Origin of the sequence: Pandoraea captiosa, assembly GCF_902459775.1 — a bacterium.
Taxonomy (GTDB): domain Bacteria; phylum Pseudomonadota; class Gammaproteobacteria; order Burkholderiales; family Burkholderiaceae; genus Pandoraea; species Pandoraea captiosa.
The window spans coordinates 32,730-47,143 of record NZ_CABPSQ010000001.1 but is presented as its reverse complement, the minus strand read 5'-3'; the positions used below and the strand labels follow the sequence as shown (position 1 = coordinate 47,143).

At 64.5% G+C, this 14,414-nt stretch carries 14 protein-coding genes; 4 read left to right on the top strand and 10 right to left on the bottom strand.

Features of this window, described 5'->3' with window-relative positions; translation table 11 throughout:
- Window positions 1-61: 61 nt before the first annotated feature.
- The 3 genes from PCA31118_RS00295 to ssuD are packed head-to-tail and all read left to right on the top strand — an operon-like array spanning window position 62 to window position 3,660.
- Window positions 62-1,273 carry an acyl-CoA dehydrogenase family protein gene (locus PCA31118_RS00295; protein WP_150621962.1) on the top strand — a complete coding sequence of 404 codons (1,212 nt, stop codon included), beginning with the start codon at window positions 62-64 and terminating at the stop codon, window positions 1,271-1,273.
- A gap of 9 nt (window positions 1,274-1,282) precedes the next feature.
- Complete coding sequence (locus PCA31118_RS27460; RefSeq protein WP_150621960.1) at window positions 1,283-2,533, top strand: sigma 54-interacting transcriptional regulator; 1,251 nt, start codon at window positions 1,283-1,285, stop codon at window positions 2,531-2,533.
- Window positions 2,530-3,660 carry an FMNH2-dependent alkanesulfonate monooxygenase gene (ssuD, locus tag PCA31118_RS00285; protein ID WP_044456378.1) on the top strand — a complete coding sequence of 377 codons (1,131 nt, stop codon included), beginning with the start codon at window positions 2,530-2,532 and terminating at the stop codon, window positions 3,658-3,660. Before PCA31118_RS27460 ends, ssuD begins: the two co-directional genes overlap by 4 nt.
- 84 nt (window positions 3,661-3,744) lie before the next feature.
- On the opposite strand, the gene PCA31118_RS00280 is transcribed toward ssuD, so the two are convergent.
- From PCA31118_RS00280 to PCA31118_RS00235, 10 genes are all read right to left on the bottom strand, one after another.
- A complete protein-coding gene (locus tag PCA31118_RS00280) occupies window positions 3,745-4,659 on the bottom strand; it encodes a sulfurtransferase (protein ID WP_150621958.1) in 915 nt (304 codons plus the stop codon).
- A 33-nt stretch (window positions 4,660-4,692) separates the two neighbouring features.
- Entirely contained in the window at window positions 4,693-5,511 is an 819-nt protein-coding gene (locus PCA31118_RS00275) for an ABC transporter permease (protein ID WP_150621956.1), read from the bottom strand.
- Window positions 5,504-6,313 carry an ABC transporter permease gene (locus PCA31118_RS00270; RefSeq protein ID WP_150621953.1) on the bottom strand — a complete coding sequence of 270 codons (810 nt, stop codon included), beginning with the start codon at window positions 6,311-6,313 and terminating at the stop codon, window positions 5,504-5,506. Before PCA31118_RS00270 ends, PCA31118_RS00275 begins: the two co-directional genes overlap by 8 nt.
- Window positions 6,310-7,119 (bottom strand): ABC transporter ATP-binding protein, encoded by an 810-nt coding sequence (locus PCA31118_RS00265; RefSeq protein ID WP_150621952.1) that lies wholly within the window; start codon window positions 7,117-7,119, stop codon window positions 6,310-6,312. The genes PCA31118_RS00270 and PCA31118_RS00265 overlap by 4 nt, the downstream gene beginning before the upstream one ends.
- A 2-nt stretch (window positions 7,120-7,121) precedes the next feature.
- Window positions 7,122-8,162, bottom strand: coding sequence for an ABC transporter substrate-binding protein (locus PCA31118_RS00260; RefSeq protein ID WP_150621950.1), 1,041 nt, complete (start codon window positions 8,160-8,162; stop codon window positions 7,122-7,124).
- A 96-nt stretch (window positions 8,163-8,258) separates the two neighbouring features.
- Window positions 8,259-9,593 carry an LLM class flavin-dependent oxidoreductase gene (locus PCA31118_RS00255; protein WP_217431215.1) on the bottom strand — a complete coding sequence of 445 codons (1,335 nt, stop codon included), beginning with the start codon at window positions 9,591-9,593 and terminating at the stop codon, window positions 8,259-8,261.
- Between the two features lie 260 nt (window positions 9,594-9,853).
- Complete coding sequence (locus PCA31118_RS00250; protein WP_246190069.1) at window positions 9,854-10,660, bottom strand: ABC transporter permease; 807 nt, start codon at window positions 10,658-10,660, stop codon at window positions 9,854-9,856.
- A 136-nt stretch (window positions 10,661-10,796) separates the two neighbouring features.
- Window positions 10,797-11,705, bottom strand: coding sequence for an ABC transporter ATP-binding protein (locus PCA31118_RS00245; RefSeq protein WP_150621945.1), 909 nt, complete (start codon window positions 11,703-11,705; stop codon window positions 10,797-10,799).
- 1 nt (window position 11,706) lies between these two features.
- Complete coding sequence (locus PCA31118_RS00240; RefSeq protein ID WP_150621942.1) at window positions 11,707-12,747, bottom strand: ABC transporter substrate-binding protein; 1,041 nt, start codon at window positions 12,745-12,747, stop codon at window positions 11,707-11,709.
- Window positions 12,748-12,834: 87 nt separating this feature from the next.
- Window positions 12,835-13,329, bottom strand: a complete 495-nt coding sequence (locus PCA31118_RS00235) for a MarR family winged helix-turn-helix transcriptional regulator (protein WP_150621940.1) — start codon at window positions 13,327-13,329, stop codon at window positions 12,835-12,837.
- Between the two features lie 136 nt (window positions 13,330-13,465).
- Here PCA31118_RS00235 and PCA31118_RS00230 point away from each other — a divergent pair, with 136 nt between their 5' ends.
- A complete protein-coding gene (locus PCA31118_RS00230; protein WP_246189991.1) occupies window positions 13,466-14,248 on the top strand; it encodes an SDR family NAD(P)-dependent oxidoreductase in 783 nt (260 codons plus the stop codon).
- Window positions 14,249-14,414 lie beyond the last annotated feature (166 nt).

The window sequence follows — 14,414 nt, the reverse complement described above, 5'->3', positions numbered from 1 at the left end:
AATTGTCGGTCAACGCCCCCCCATACGCCCCAACACCCCTACCTCGCTCCCGACTCGTCCCATGACATCGACGTCAGCCTTTTCCTCAGCGACGCCCTCGCCTCGCGGCGACGCATTGCAACGTGCACAGACCCTGGCGACGCGCTTTGCCGAGACCGCCGTCGCCCGCGACGCCGCCGGCGGCACGCCCAAAGCCGAGCGCGACACGTTGCGTCAAAGCGGCCTGCTCTCCCTGTCCATTCCGGCAGACTACGGCGGTCAGGGCGCGCAGTGGGCGCAGACGCTGGAGACCGTGCGAATCCTGGCGCAGGCCGACAGCTCGCTCGCCCACGTCTACGGTTTTCACCACCTGCTGCTCGCGACCGTTCAGCTGTTCTCGAAGCCCGAACAGTGGGTACCGTGGGTCGAACAAACCGCACGCAATCACTGGTTCTGGGGCAATGCCCTCAATCCGCTGGACGAGCGAACCGTCGTGCGACGCATGCACGATACGCAGGAATGGTTCGAGTTCTCCGGCAAGAAGAGCTTCTGCTCCGGGGCGCTGGACTCGGAAATGCTGATTGCCTCCGGCAAGGACGAGCGCAGCGGCAAGTTGCTCATCGCCGCCATACCGACAGCCCGCGCAGGGATCACGATCAACAGCGACTGGAATTGCTTCGGTCAGCGTCAGACCGACAGCGGCAGCGCCCTGTTCGAACGCGTGCGGGTCGACACTGCCGAAATGCTGCTCGACCCCGGGCCGCTGACCACGCCGCGCGCGTCGCTGCGTCCGTTGCTCGCGCAACTGGTGTTCGTGCACATGTTCCTCGGGCTGGCGCAAGGTGCACTGGCCGAAGCGAAGCACTATACCTTGCACGAAGCACGCCCCTGGTTCCGTTCGGGCGTCGAAAACGCCAGCGACGATCCCTACACCCTCGCCCACTACGGCGAGTTTCACGTGGGGCTGGAAAGTGTTCGGCTGTTAGCGCGGCAGGCGGCGACGCTATTCGACGAGGCGTGGCAGCAAGGCGATTCGCTCGACGCCGACGCGCGCGGCCGTGTCGCGGTGGCCGTCGCCACGGCAAAGGTGGCCGCCTCGCGCCACGGCCTCGACGTCGCCAGCCGACTGTTCGAGACGACCGGCGCGCGCGCCACCCACGGCGCGCTGCGCCTCGATCGCTACTGGCGAAACCTGCGCGTGCAAACGCTGCACGATCCGGTGGATTACAAGCTTCAGGACATCGGGAACTGGGTGCTCAACGCTCAGGCACCGGCGCCGTCCTTCTATTCCTGAGGTCCCCGTATGGCAACCCTGCCGGTATGGCCACCGCTACCTCAGCGCTCGCAACTTGGGGGCGCGGCCGACCACGCGTCCCGGGACAGTGCCGCCGACTGGATTTTCGTCGATCCGCGCTCACGCGAATTGCTCGCGGAGGTCGAACAGGTGGCGCCCAGCGATGCGAGCATTCTCATCACCGGCGAGACAGGCACCGGCAAGGAACTGATCGCCCGGCACATTCACGGTTCCAGCCCGCGCCGTGCCGGACCGTTCGTGAAGGTCAGTTGCGGAGCGTTCTCCGAGTCGCTCGTCGATGCCGAACTGTTCGGCTATGAAAACGGCGCGTTTGCCGGCGCGTTTGGCGCTCAGGCGGGCTGGTTCGAGCAGGCCAACGGCGGCACCATCTTTCTCGACGAGATCAACGACCTGCCGCTGTCGGTGCAGAACAAGCTCCTGCGCGTGTTGCAGGAGCGCGAAGTGAGCCGCCTGGGCGGGCGACAGTCGTTGCCGGTCGATGTGCGCGTGCTGGCCGCCGCCTCGACCGATCTCGAACGGCTCGTGAGCGAGAAACGCTTTCGCAAGGACCTGTATTACCGCCTGAACGTCATCAGCCTGAATGTGCTCACGCTCCGCGAGCGCCCGGGCGACATCGTGCCGCTCGCACGCTACTTCATTGAAACCTATAGCAAGCGGCTCGGTTACCGGAAGCTCGCGCTCGCGCCCGATGCCGAGCAAAAGCTGATGCAGGCGCCATGGCACGGCAACGTGCGCGAACTGGAGAACGTCATCCATCGCACGCTGCTGCTGTGCGAGCAAAGCGAAATCGACGCGGCGAGCCTTCGACTACCGGCTGCCCCTTCCGCCGCCCCTTCCACCGCCCCTTCGTCCGCCCCTTCCACCGCCTCCTTTGCCGCCTCGTCCTCAGCCGCGTCGATTGCCCAGGCATCGCCAGCCACAGACCAGTACAACGGCGCCGCAAGCGGCTCGCGCCCTGGGCCGGACGAGGACATGGCGGCACTGCACCGCGCCCTCTTGCGGTTGTGCGAATCGCGCGGCGCGAATCTGCATCAGATCGTGGAAGACGCCCTGCTGCGCGAGGCCTTCCGCGTGAGTCACTACAGCCAGAGCGAAACCGCCCGTCTGCTGGGCATCAGCCGCAACGTCGTGCGTGCCCGCCTGATCCGTCTCGGCGAGATTGGCCCGCCGCGCAAGAGCGCATGCGAGGTCTCCCACACCGACACACCTTCCGATATCGAAACGCGAAAACTGCAATGAACCCCGACATCTTCTGGTTTCTGCCCACCTCGGGCGACACACGTTATCTCGGCAAGTCCGATTTCGGACGCCCTGCCACCAACGCCTACATGCGCCAGATCGCGGAAACGGCCGAGCGACTGGGATTCGACGGCCTGCTCATTCCTACCGGCAGTTCGTGTCTGGATCCGTGGGTGACGGCCGCCAGCCTGATTCCCGTCACGCAACGCATCAAGCTGCTCGTGGCGCTGCGCACGTCGCTGGGCAACCCGACGGCGTCGGCCCGGCAGGCGGCAACGCTGGACCAGGCACTCGGTGCGGGGCGCCTGCTACTCAATGTCGTGCCCGGGGGCGACGCGACCGAGCTCGCGGCGGACGGCGTGTTCTACTCGCACGACGAGCGCTACACGGCGGGCGACGAGTTCCTGAGCGTGTGGCGCCGCCTGTTGCAAGGCGAGAAAGTCGACTTCGAAGGCCAGCATCTGAAAGTGACCGGCGCGCAGAATTTCTTCGAACCGGCCACGCAGCCTCATCCCCCGCTGTACTTCGGCGGGTCGTCACCGGCCGCCCACGAACTGGCGGCCAGACACGTGGATGCCTATCTCAGTTGGGGGGAACCGCCCGACGCCGTGGCCGCCAAGATCGCCGATGTTCGCGCCCGTGCGCAGCGGCATGGCCGCACGCTGCGCTTCGGCGTGCGGCTGCACGTCATCGTGCGCGAGACGAGCGACGAGGCGTGGGCGGATGCCGACCGTCTGATCAGCCATCTGACGGACGACGACATCGCCGCGGCTCAGCGCAATTACGCAGGCATGGACTCGGTGGGGCAGGCGCGCATGGCGTCGCTGCATGGAGGACGCCGCGACAAACTCGTCGTCGGCCCCAACCTGTGGGCCGGGGTGGGACTCGTTCGCGGCGGCGCGGGCACCGCGCTGGTCGGCAATGCCGAAGAGGTCGCCGCGCGCCTGAAGGAGTATGTCGACATCGGCGTCGACACCTTCGTGCTCTCGGGCTACCCGCATCTCGAAGAAGCGATCCGCTTCGCCGAACTGGTATTCCCGTTGCTGCCGGGCAAGGCGCCCGTCACCCTGCGCGACCGCGCGCTGACCGGCGGCGCATTCGACGTGCGGGCAGGTCGCACGTCGTGATTCGTGATTCGTGACATTGGCGTCGTTCGGCAATCCGCTTCGTCACGGTCCCGGCCTGACGAAGCGAAGCCAACGGGAGAACAACTACCCCGCCGTCACCTCAATCTGCATGGGCAGCTCCGGTGCACTGCCCCATTCCCCGAGCGATGCGTCGTAAAGGCGCACGTCCGGGTGCGCGAGCTTCATGAGCGCAAAAACCACGAGACTCGCCGACACTCCGCCGCCGCAGTAAGCAATGACGGACGTCTCGTCGTCGACGCCCGCTGCCGCGAAGCGTGCGCGCAGCGTGTCGTCATCGAGAAAACGCCCGCTGTCGGCGTCGAGCAGGCTGGCGGCCGGAATATTGAGGCTCCCGGGGATATGGCCGGCCCGCCCCTTGCGCGGCAGTTCCTCGCCGCTGTACTGCGCGGGACGAAGCGCGTTGATCAAACGCGTCGCGCCGTCGCCGTTCACGACACGTTCGACGTCTTCGCGCTGCGCAACATAGGGCTGTATCGGCGCCGGCGTGAATTCGACGCCTGCTGCGTTTTCGGGGTCGGCGCCCGCGCCGACCTCGACCGCACGCCCCTCGGCAATCCATCGCGACCAACCGCCGTCGAGCACGTGCGCGTTCGTGAACCCGTACGTTCGCAGCATCCACCACACGCGCGTCGCCCACCAGATCGAGCCGGTGCTGTAGATCACGACCAGACTGTCGTTGCCGATACCCAGCGCTTCGACGGCTGCCTTGAAAGCCGCCGGCGGCGGCAGCATCAAATGGAACCGATGGTGCCGGTCAGAGAGCTGCGCATCGATATCGATGAACCGGGCGCCCGGGATATGACCGGCCTCGAAGGCGGCGCGCTCCGGTTGCACACGCTGCTTGATCACCGGATCGACCACCATCGTGGCGCTGCAATCGAACAGACGCAATTCCGGTCGGTGCAGATTTTCCGACAACCATTGTGTCGAGACCAGGAACCCCGGAACGATCCCGGCCGAAGAGGTGTCATGCGACATCGAAAACTCCAGTAGTGCAGCCCGCCCCGGCACTCATGCCTCGGCCCAGGCTGCGAAGCGGCGCTGCACGCGGGCAATCCCCGCATCGGCCAGATAACCGACGAGCATCGTGACCAGCACGTAGGCGTACACCTGCGCCGATTGAAAGTAGCGCTGCGCCTGCACGATCGCTTCGCCCAACCCGCCGCCGGTGACCATCTCGGCGGTGAATACGGTAATCAGGCCGATCGGCAAGGCAATGCGAACGCCCGAGAGCAAGGCCGGTACTGTCGCGGGCAAGATCACGTGACGGAACAGCGCGTCCTTTCGGGTGCCCAGGGACTGGGCAGCCCATCGCAACTTTGGGGAGACCAGCGATGCCCCCGACTCGGCGGCCACGATGAACGGGAACACGCATGTGGCGAACACGAGCGCGATCTTCGACAGACTGTCCATGCCGAGCCAGACGGTAAACACCGGGATCAGTGCAATCTTGGGCAGCGGGAAGCCGAACGCCACATAGGGCGAGAGCAACCAGCGGCAAACGCGAAATTCGGCCATGGCGAATCCGAGCGGAATTCCCACGATGCCCGCCGCCACAACACCGACCATTGCGCGCAGCACGCTCGTGCCCAATGTCGACCACAGCTCGCCCGAGATGACGAGATGCGCGAGCGTCGCGAACACGACGCCGGGTGACGGCAGGAAAACCGCGCGAACCCACTCTTGGGCAGTCGCGAGATGCCATCCGGCAAGCACCGTGAGCAACACCAGCCAGGGCTGCGACAGGCGCCACAGTCGACGCGCCATTGTGCGCGCGCTGCGCGCCCCCGGGGAGACGGGGACTTCCGTGAATTCGAGCGTGTCAGCCATGCCGCCCTCCCTGTCGTTCTCGTTGTCCGGATTCGTGCCAGCGCAACAGTGTGCTGCTCGACCAGCGCAGCGAGGCGTCAAGCGCGTACGCCACGACGGTCGTGACGAACAGTGCCGCGAACAGATAGTCGTAACTGCCCTGATCGCCGTATTGGCCGATCAACTTCCCGATGCCCTGATTCGCGACGATCATTTCACATGAAATGGCCACCAGCAGCGTGAACCCCAGGGCGACGCGTACGCCAGTGAGGATCTGGGGCAACGCCGCGGGCAACACCACACGCCATAGCACGCCCGCCCGCGACGTGCCCAGCGAGCGAGCGCTCCACAGCAAAACCCGCGGCGCTTCGCGCGCGCCACGCAGCGAATAGACGATCAGCGGCAACGCTGCGGTGATGGCGATGACGATGACGTTGGTCGCGCCGCCCACGCCGAACCACAGCACCAGCAGCGGAATCAGCGTCGTTTTCGGCAACGCATACGTGCAGCGCACGACGGGCGTGACAATGCGATCGAAGACCGGCAGCAACGCCATCGACAGGCCAAGCGGCACGCCTGTGAGAATGCCGGCGGCAAGCCCCCATGCACCGGCACGCAGTGTCGCCATGAGGTTGACGCCGATCTCGCCCGTGCCGACCAGATGTTTCGTCGCACGCCAGATGTCGGCCAGCGATGGGACAAAACCGTCGGCCAGCCAATGCGCCGACGCGGCAGCCTGCCACGCGCCGAACAACGCGGCCACGGCCAGCAAACCGGTCAGCGCGGGCAGACAGCGTTGCCCTGTCGCAAGCGCGGATGTCATGACGGCTCCTCCGTGGGTATGCCCTTCACCTGCTCGCGCACCGATAGCCAGACGTCGTTGCGCAGTTCGGAAAAGCGAGGCGACAGCATGGTCGCCTCACGCCCGAGCGTGCGATCCAGATCGACGTCCACGCGTTTGACGATTCGTCCGGGCCGCCGTGACATGACGTAGATCGTGTCGGACAGATAGACCGCCTCGTCGATGTCGTGCGTGACGAGCAGGGCCGTCTTGCCCGAACGCTCGAACAGGCGCAGCAATTCGTCCTGCATGAACTCGCGCGTTTGCGCATCGAGCGCGCCGAACGGTTCGTCGAGCAGGAGAATTTTCGGATCGCTCGCGAAGGTGCGTGCGAGCGCGACACGCTGACGCATGCCCCCCGACAGTTCGCGCGGATAACGTCGCTCGAAGCCCTTGAGATGTATCAGATCGACATAGCGCGCGACCGTACGTTCGATCTCGTCGCGGCGCGTGCCCTTGCGGCGCAGGCCGTACGCGATGTTCTCCGCGACGGTGAGCCATGGGAACAGCGCGTATTCCTGAAAGACCACCCCACGGTCGACACCCGGCCCCGTAATCCGCTCGCCAAAGGTTGCGCACACGCCGTGAGAGGCTTCGACGAACCCGCCGAGGATGTAGAGCAGCGTGCTCTTGCCGCAACCGGACGGACCGACGAGCGAGACCAGTTTGCCTGCCGGGACATCCAGCGCGATGTTGTCCAGCGCGACGACACGCTCGCCGTCCTTGTCGAAAACCTTCGACAGACCGGCGACATGGATGGCCGTGGCAGTGTCTTGCAGGGTGCTCATCGTCAGCCCCGGCGCGGGAGGTACGACGCGTCCACGTTCGCCGCAATCTTGACGGGCTTGGGCAACAGCCCCAGTTGCGCCATCGCGTCGATGGGCGGCTGGAGGCTCGCGGCGGAGATCGTCGCGTTCGGGTCGCGATAGAAGTCCTTGGGCGTGAGGAAATACTCGTCGAGCGACGCGGCGGGCGTTTTGGCAAGTTCCGCCGTCAACGCCACCACCTGCTTGCGATTGGCCGGATCGTAAATCCAGCGTTGCGCGTCGACGTAATCGGCCAGCCATGCACGGACGGCCGCGGACTTTTCCGTGAGGAAGCGAGTACGCGCGCTCTGGAACAGGACGGGATAAGGCGGCACGACACCGACGGCGTCGAACACCGTACGAATGCCGCCCTTCTTCGCTTCGTCGACCTGAAACGGCATGGCGAGCACGCCCACATCGATACGCTTTTGGCGCAGCGCCGGTCCGATATTGCCGAACGGCATCTCGACCACCCGGACATCCTTGCGTGGATCGAGGCCATGCTTTTGCAGCGCGATGCGCAGAATGATGTCGACGCTGCCGTTAAAGGCATTCACTGCCACGCTCTTGCCCTTGAGGTCGGCAATGGTGCGCACCGGGCTGTCCGTGAGCACGACGAACGGGTTGGACGCATAGCCCTGCACCGCGTCGCGATGGATTTCGGCAATGGCAGTCACGCCGCCCGGGACTGCGTCCTGCGCGACGGCGGTCGCCAGACTGGTGAACGCCAGCGTACCGATGTCGGCCTGCTCGGCGGCGAGCAACGTCGCCACGCCGGGCGTGCCGCGCGCGGTCGTCGTCTCGATCACGTACTCCTTGCCATGACGCTTGAGTACGTTGGCCTTGAACCAGTCGCTGGTAATGACGGTTTCGAGCTCACCGGGACCGACCACGCCGGCCGTCGCATAGCGAATCAGCGGTGGCGCGGCGCGCGCGATCATGGGAAACGACAGGGCGGTTGCCACCGCTGCGCTTTGCTTGATGAATTGGCGGCGCGAGTGCCGCTGGGTGTCGTCGTGTGCCATGAGATGTTGTCGTGCGAGAAGCTTGAATTGGCGGCGCGTTCAGATCGCCGTTCAGATTGCCATTCGGGTCGCCGTGCCTTGCGACGGGTCATCCGTTCAGTGCGACGGGCGGGCAATGCCGAGGTGATCGCGCAGCGTGTCGCCCGCGTACTCCCGTCGAAAAACGCCTCGCGACTGAAGCTCGGGAATGACCAGGCGCACGAAGTCTTCGACACCCCCCGGCAGATAGGGCATCTGCACCATGAAGCCGTCGCAGGCACGTGCGTCGAACCATTGCTGCATGACCTCGGCGACCGCGCCCCCGGCGCCATTGAAGTCGCGCAGCGGCCCGATCCCGTAGCGCTTGCCGATCTCGCGCAGCGACAGGCCCTGCTTGCGCGTGAGTTCCGCCACTTCCTTGTAATGGCCCTGCACGCCGCCGACCTCCAGATCCGGCAGTACGCCGTCCTGAGGGAATGGCGACAGATCGATGTCGAGCTGGTAAGAGAGGGTCGAGAGACCCGCCTCGGGATCGCAGAGATCGTCGAGCAGCGCCTGCTTGTCGCGCGCAATCGCATCGGTTTCGCCGACGACCGGCACCATGCCTAGCAGAATCTTCACGTCGTCCGGGTTGCGGCCGTGATGTGCAGCCCGGGCCTTGATGTCGTGATAGAAGGTCTGCGCCGAGTCCTGCGACGAGTGCGTGACGAAGATGACGTCGGCCCACTTTGCCGCGAAGTCGCGTCCACGACTCGATGCGCCGGCCTGAATGAAGACGGGTCTGCCCTGCGGCGGACGGCTGACGTTGAGCGGGCCCTCCACATTGAACCACTTGCCCCGGTGCGAGATAGGACTCACTTGTGCGGGATCGGCAAACTGGGGCGTTTCACGGTCGAGCGTGAGGGCGCCGTCGCGCCAACTGTTCCACAGCTTGCACGCGACTTCGACGAACTCGTCCGCGCGGTCATAGCGGTCTTCGCGCGAGAGTTGTTCGTCAAGCCCGAAGTTGCGGGCTTCCGCGTCCTGAAACGAGGTGACGATATTCCACGCGACGCGCCCGGCGCTCAGATGATCGAGCGACGCGAGCGCGCGCGCCACGTGAAACGGTGTGAAGTAGGAGGTCGAGATCGTTGCGGCGAGCCCCAGATGATGCGTGCTTCCGGCCAGCGCGGAGAGTACGACGATGGGGTCGAGACGCAACGCGCCGAGTGCGCCATGACGCAATTGTGAGTCGAGGCTGTCGCCCAGTCGGCGTGGCAGCGCCTGGATATCGGGCAGGAAGAGCATGTCGAAGCGTCCGGCTTCGAGCAAACGACCGATTTCCTGATAGAAGCGCACCGACAGAATGTCATGCTGCGCGGAAGGGTAGCGCCAGCCGCCGTGATGGCCGGAAACCGGGCCGGCCATCACATAGGCGGCCAGATGCATTTGACGCGAGGAGGCGTTCGACATACTGCAATATCCGAAAAGACGTGTTCGACAATCGGCGCGCGGAAGAGCCTTGGGCTACGCCTGTCTCAGTCTTCCCGAAGCACTGCCAATACTTTGCGGCAGCACCACAGATCGGTGCCGCCCGTTCGAAAACAGTATATGGGTGCCTGACGTGTTAACAAATTCGAATCGCTGCTAAGCAAATACTGAAAACGGATGCCGCGTCATGTCGTCGCGACGCGGGCCGCGATCGATGCCATCTATGCCATCGATGCGATCGCCTAGACGGTCTGCATTCCCCAGCGCCGCACGGTCACCCGGGCAAGCGTGTCGAAGACGAGATGCTCGACGATCAGGCCGATGAGAATGACCGTCAGCAGCCCGGCGAAGACCTTGTCGGTGTAGAGCTCGTTGCGGTTCTGATAGATGTACCAGCCTAGTCCGCCAGCGCCGGTGTTCGCGCCGAACACGAGCTCCGCAGCAATCAATGTGCGCCAGGCAAAGGCCCACCCGACGCGCAGCCCCGAGAGTACCGAGGGCAGCGCCGCCGGCGTGAGAATCCACACGACCTGACGCAGTCCCGAGAGACCGTAGTTGCGTCCGATCATGCGAAGCGTGGGCGACACGGCATCGAATCCGGAAGCGACGCTCAGCGCCAGCGGCCACAGCACCGCATGCACGAGTACGAACAGCAGGCTGCCGGTGCCCAGACCGAACCACAGGAGTGCGAGCGGCAGCAGCGCAATCGACGGCAACGGATTGAACATGCCCGTGAGCAGTGACAGCAGGTCTCGCCCGACGGCAGTCGTCATGGCGAGCGACGTGAGCACGAACGCGCAGAGCACGCCCAGTGCATAGCCACGCAACAGCACCCAAAGGGAAGTGGCCGTGCGAGCGACGAGTTCGCCATTGAGCAAACTGCTCCACCACGCGTGTGCCGTCGCCGCGGCGCCCGGCAACAGCAGGTCGTTGTCCACCCAGCGTGCGGCCAGCTCCCATATCAGAATCAGGACGATGCCGATGGCGAGCTTGCGCCAGAAGGTCGGCGTGCCGCGCCACGCGCTTGTCACGTCGTCGCTCCGGGACACTTGCGCCGTCTTCGGCGTATCGGCGTCCCTGCGTGGCGCGGGCGGAAAAATGCGCTCCGGGCGTCGCGGCGATCCCTGGCGAACACTGAGTCTGGCGACTTCCGTCGATGGTCGATTCACTTGAGGTTCCTCGGTCTCACGCCGTTTCATGCTCGCCGAAGAGCAGGTCGTGAATGCGCTCGCCAGCACGTCTGAATTCGGCAGACGCGACGTCACCCGGGGCGAAGTCGCCGGCGTCCAATTCTGCGCGCAATCGTCCGGGTTGACCGTCCAGCAGCACGATACGGCTGCCCACGATGAGCGCCTCTTCGATCGAATGCGTGACGAACAGCAGCGTGACGTGCGTGTCGTCCCACAGCCGAAGCAATTCCTCCTGCATGCGCAGGCGAGTGAGCGCGTCGAGCGCGGCGAACGGTTCGTCCATGAGCAGCACACGTGGTCGCACGGCGAGCGCCCGCGCGATGGCCACGCGTTGCTTCATGCCGCCCGAGAGCGTGTGCGGATAGGCATCGGCAAACCGGGACAGCCCCACTTTGTCCAGGGTCTCTCTCGCACGCTCACGCGCCTCGTGACGCGACAGCCCCCTCGCGACGCGCAGCGGAAACATCACGTTTTGCAGCACCGTTTTCCACGGGGCCAGTTGATCGAACTCCTGGAACACGAACATCCGGTCGATGCCCGGTCCGCTCACCGTCTGCGCATCGAGCGAGATCTCGCCGCGCACCGGTTTGACGAAGCCGCCGATCGCCTTGAGCAGCGTTGATTTACCGCAGCCGGACGGGCCGAGCAATACGAAACGGTCGGCGTTGTAGACATCGAACGATATGTCGTTCAACACGGGTACGAGACGCCCGCGATGCCGGAACTCGATGCCGAGGTCGCGCACTTCAAGCACGCGCGAACTGCCGAGCCCGTCCGCATGCGCGCATGGTCCGACGTCGGTGACGTGGTCGGCAGCGAGCGCGTGTGTCTGCGCGGCTGCGTCGATATCGGTGAGATCGGCAAGATCCGCGCGCGCCAGCGACCGGGCGCTCGACGTCCCCATCTCAACTCCCCTGCCCCAGCGCGGGCTCGTCGAAGAAATAGTCCTTCCACGACGTCGCCTTGTGACGGACGGCGCCCACACGTTGCATGAACTGGGCAAGACCCAGCGTGTTCTGCGGCGCAATCGAGAAGTTGACCTTGGGGTCAGTGATGATGCTCACCAGCAGCTTTTTGTCAGTCTTCGACTGATTGACGCGAAGGTAGGTATCGGCGGCCGCCTCGGGTTGGCGTTTGACGAAATCGGCTGCGCGCGCGAGCGCCAGCACGAAGGCTCGATAGGTTTTCGGGTTGTCGTTGCGGAATTTTTCCGTCGTGTAGAGCACCGTGGCAGAACTTGGTCCGCCCAGCACCTCGTAGGAATCGAGCACGATGTGCGCGTTGGGGTTAGCGGCGAGTTCCTGTTCCTGGAACGGCGGGGTGCCGAAGTGTCCCGTGATCTCCGTGCCACCGGCGATGATGGCTGCCGCGGCGTCGGGATGCGCCATCGTCTGGGTCCATTTGTCCAGACGATCGAATGAAGCGTCTCCCCATTGCCGGGCGGCGGCGTATTGCAGCACGCGGGACTGCACCGACACACCCACCGCGGGCAGCGCAATACGATCCTTCTCCGTGAAGTCGGCGATGGTGCGCACCTTCGGATTGTTGCTCACGAGGTAATACGGCAGGCTGCCCAGTGACGCTACGCCGCGCACGTTCTGGCGACCGTATGTACGATCCCAGACGGTGATGAGCGGGCCGACGCCTGCACCGGCGATGTCGATGGCCCCGGACAGCAGCGCGTCGTTGATCGCGGCGCCACCGGACAGGCGCGCCCAGTCGACTTTCACCTCGACGCCGAGCTTACGGCCCTCCTGCTCGATCAATTGCTGGTCGCGCACGACGTTGAGCAACAGGTAGACGATGCCGAACTGCTCCGCGATCCGGATCCGTCCCTCCGCATGCGCTGCGGGCACGGCCATCGCGAACGAAAGACTCACGACCAGCAGGCGAACCGGTGAAAGCAGAGAGAGCAGCGAGTCACGAGCGAAGCGCATGGCGAGCATGACCTTTGAAGGACAAAGAAGCGAAGTTAGCGACGCCCCTCTCGAAGGTCAACGAAGCAAATCACACAAGGTTATGCCCGCACATGCTTATGCAGCGTCCTTTCGACGTCTCGCTTTCGGCGGGCGTGCCGTGCGCTCCCCCAGCCCGACCTCCTGCAGCGCCCGTGCGTAAATTGTCAGCCCTCGAACTACGGCGTCGCGTTCCGCTTCGCTCATATGGTCCAGCGCGCCACTGACCTGACGTCTTCCGAAGGCATGAATCGCGGCAAGCGTGCGTCTGCCGCGCGGCGTCAACGACAACAGCTTTTCGCGGGCGTCGTCGCGACTGGGCGTCTCCTTCAACTCCCCTGCAATCAGCAGCTTTCGCACCATTCGGCTAACGCTCGACTTGTCCAGCATCAGGTGGTCGCCCAGATGAGCGGATGTCGCCGAGCGTCGCGCGCCGATTTCCATGATCGCGTGAACCGCCGACGCGGAATACCCCGTATCCGCAAGCGTCGCCTGCATGAATCCCAGCTCGCGCACCATTTGCCGCGAGGCTGCCCGAATGCTGTCGAGCAGTTCGATGTCGTATTTTGGCATGGTTGATATCTCGGATTAATGTTGTACGATACAACTAATATCTCGCCCCTGTCGAAATCTCGCAATTGCGGAAAGTCGGAATTCGCACAGATGGGAACCTGAAGACTCAGGCGAGCGCCTACAGCCCGGAGGCACTATGCAGTCCGAAAAACGTGGTTCTCGACGTGCGCGCATGCTGGGACAGGTGGGTCTGGTCACGGGTGGCGGCAGTGGTATCGGTCGCGCGACGGCGATCCAAATGGCCGCCGAGGGCGCTTCGGCCGTGGTCATCGCCGGGCGGCGCGAGGAGGAAGGGGACGCCGTGGCAGCGGAGTGCCGGGCGTTGGGGGGCGAGGCCATTTTCGTGAAAACGGATGTGACGCGTGAGGAGGACATCGCGCATCTCATCCAAACTGTCACGACCCGATTCGGGCAACTGGACGTTGCGTTCAACAATGCCGGCTTTCAGGAACGACGCGCCCCCATCGATTCGCAGGACGCTTCGGTGTACGCCAGCGTATTCGATACCAACGTGCGATCGGTCTTTCTTTGCCTGAAGCACCAAATCCCGGCGATGGAAAAAAGCGGGGGCGGACGCGTCGTCATCAATGCCTCTGTCAGCGGCTTGAGAAATCCCAATCCCGGTCTGGCGCTTTACTCGGCCTCCAAGGCAGCCGTCATCTCGTTGATGCGCTCGGCCGCGATGGAGTGCGCGCCACGGGGTATCCGGATCAATGCCGTCGCGCCGGGACGCGTGGTCACGGACATGATGCTGGCATCCGGCATCGCCGACATGTCGAGCGTTGCCGCTGCGCTGCCGTTACGACGGATGGGCCAACCGGAAGAAGTCGCCGAAGCGGTCATCTGGCTGGCGTCGGATGAGGCTTCGTATATCGTCGGCCACGTGCTGGCGGCCGATGGCGGGTTTCTGGCGTCTTAGGCGTCGGGGAGTTCTGTGGGGGGGTGATTATTTTGACCCTCTCCAAAGAGAAGGAAAAAATGCCCAGAAAGCCAGTAACCACGCGGCTAGGCACTGTATAGAATCTGGAACGAACAGGTGCAAAAAGGCGATCAAAAACGGCGCAATCTTTAGCAGATTTGCGACA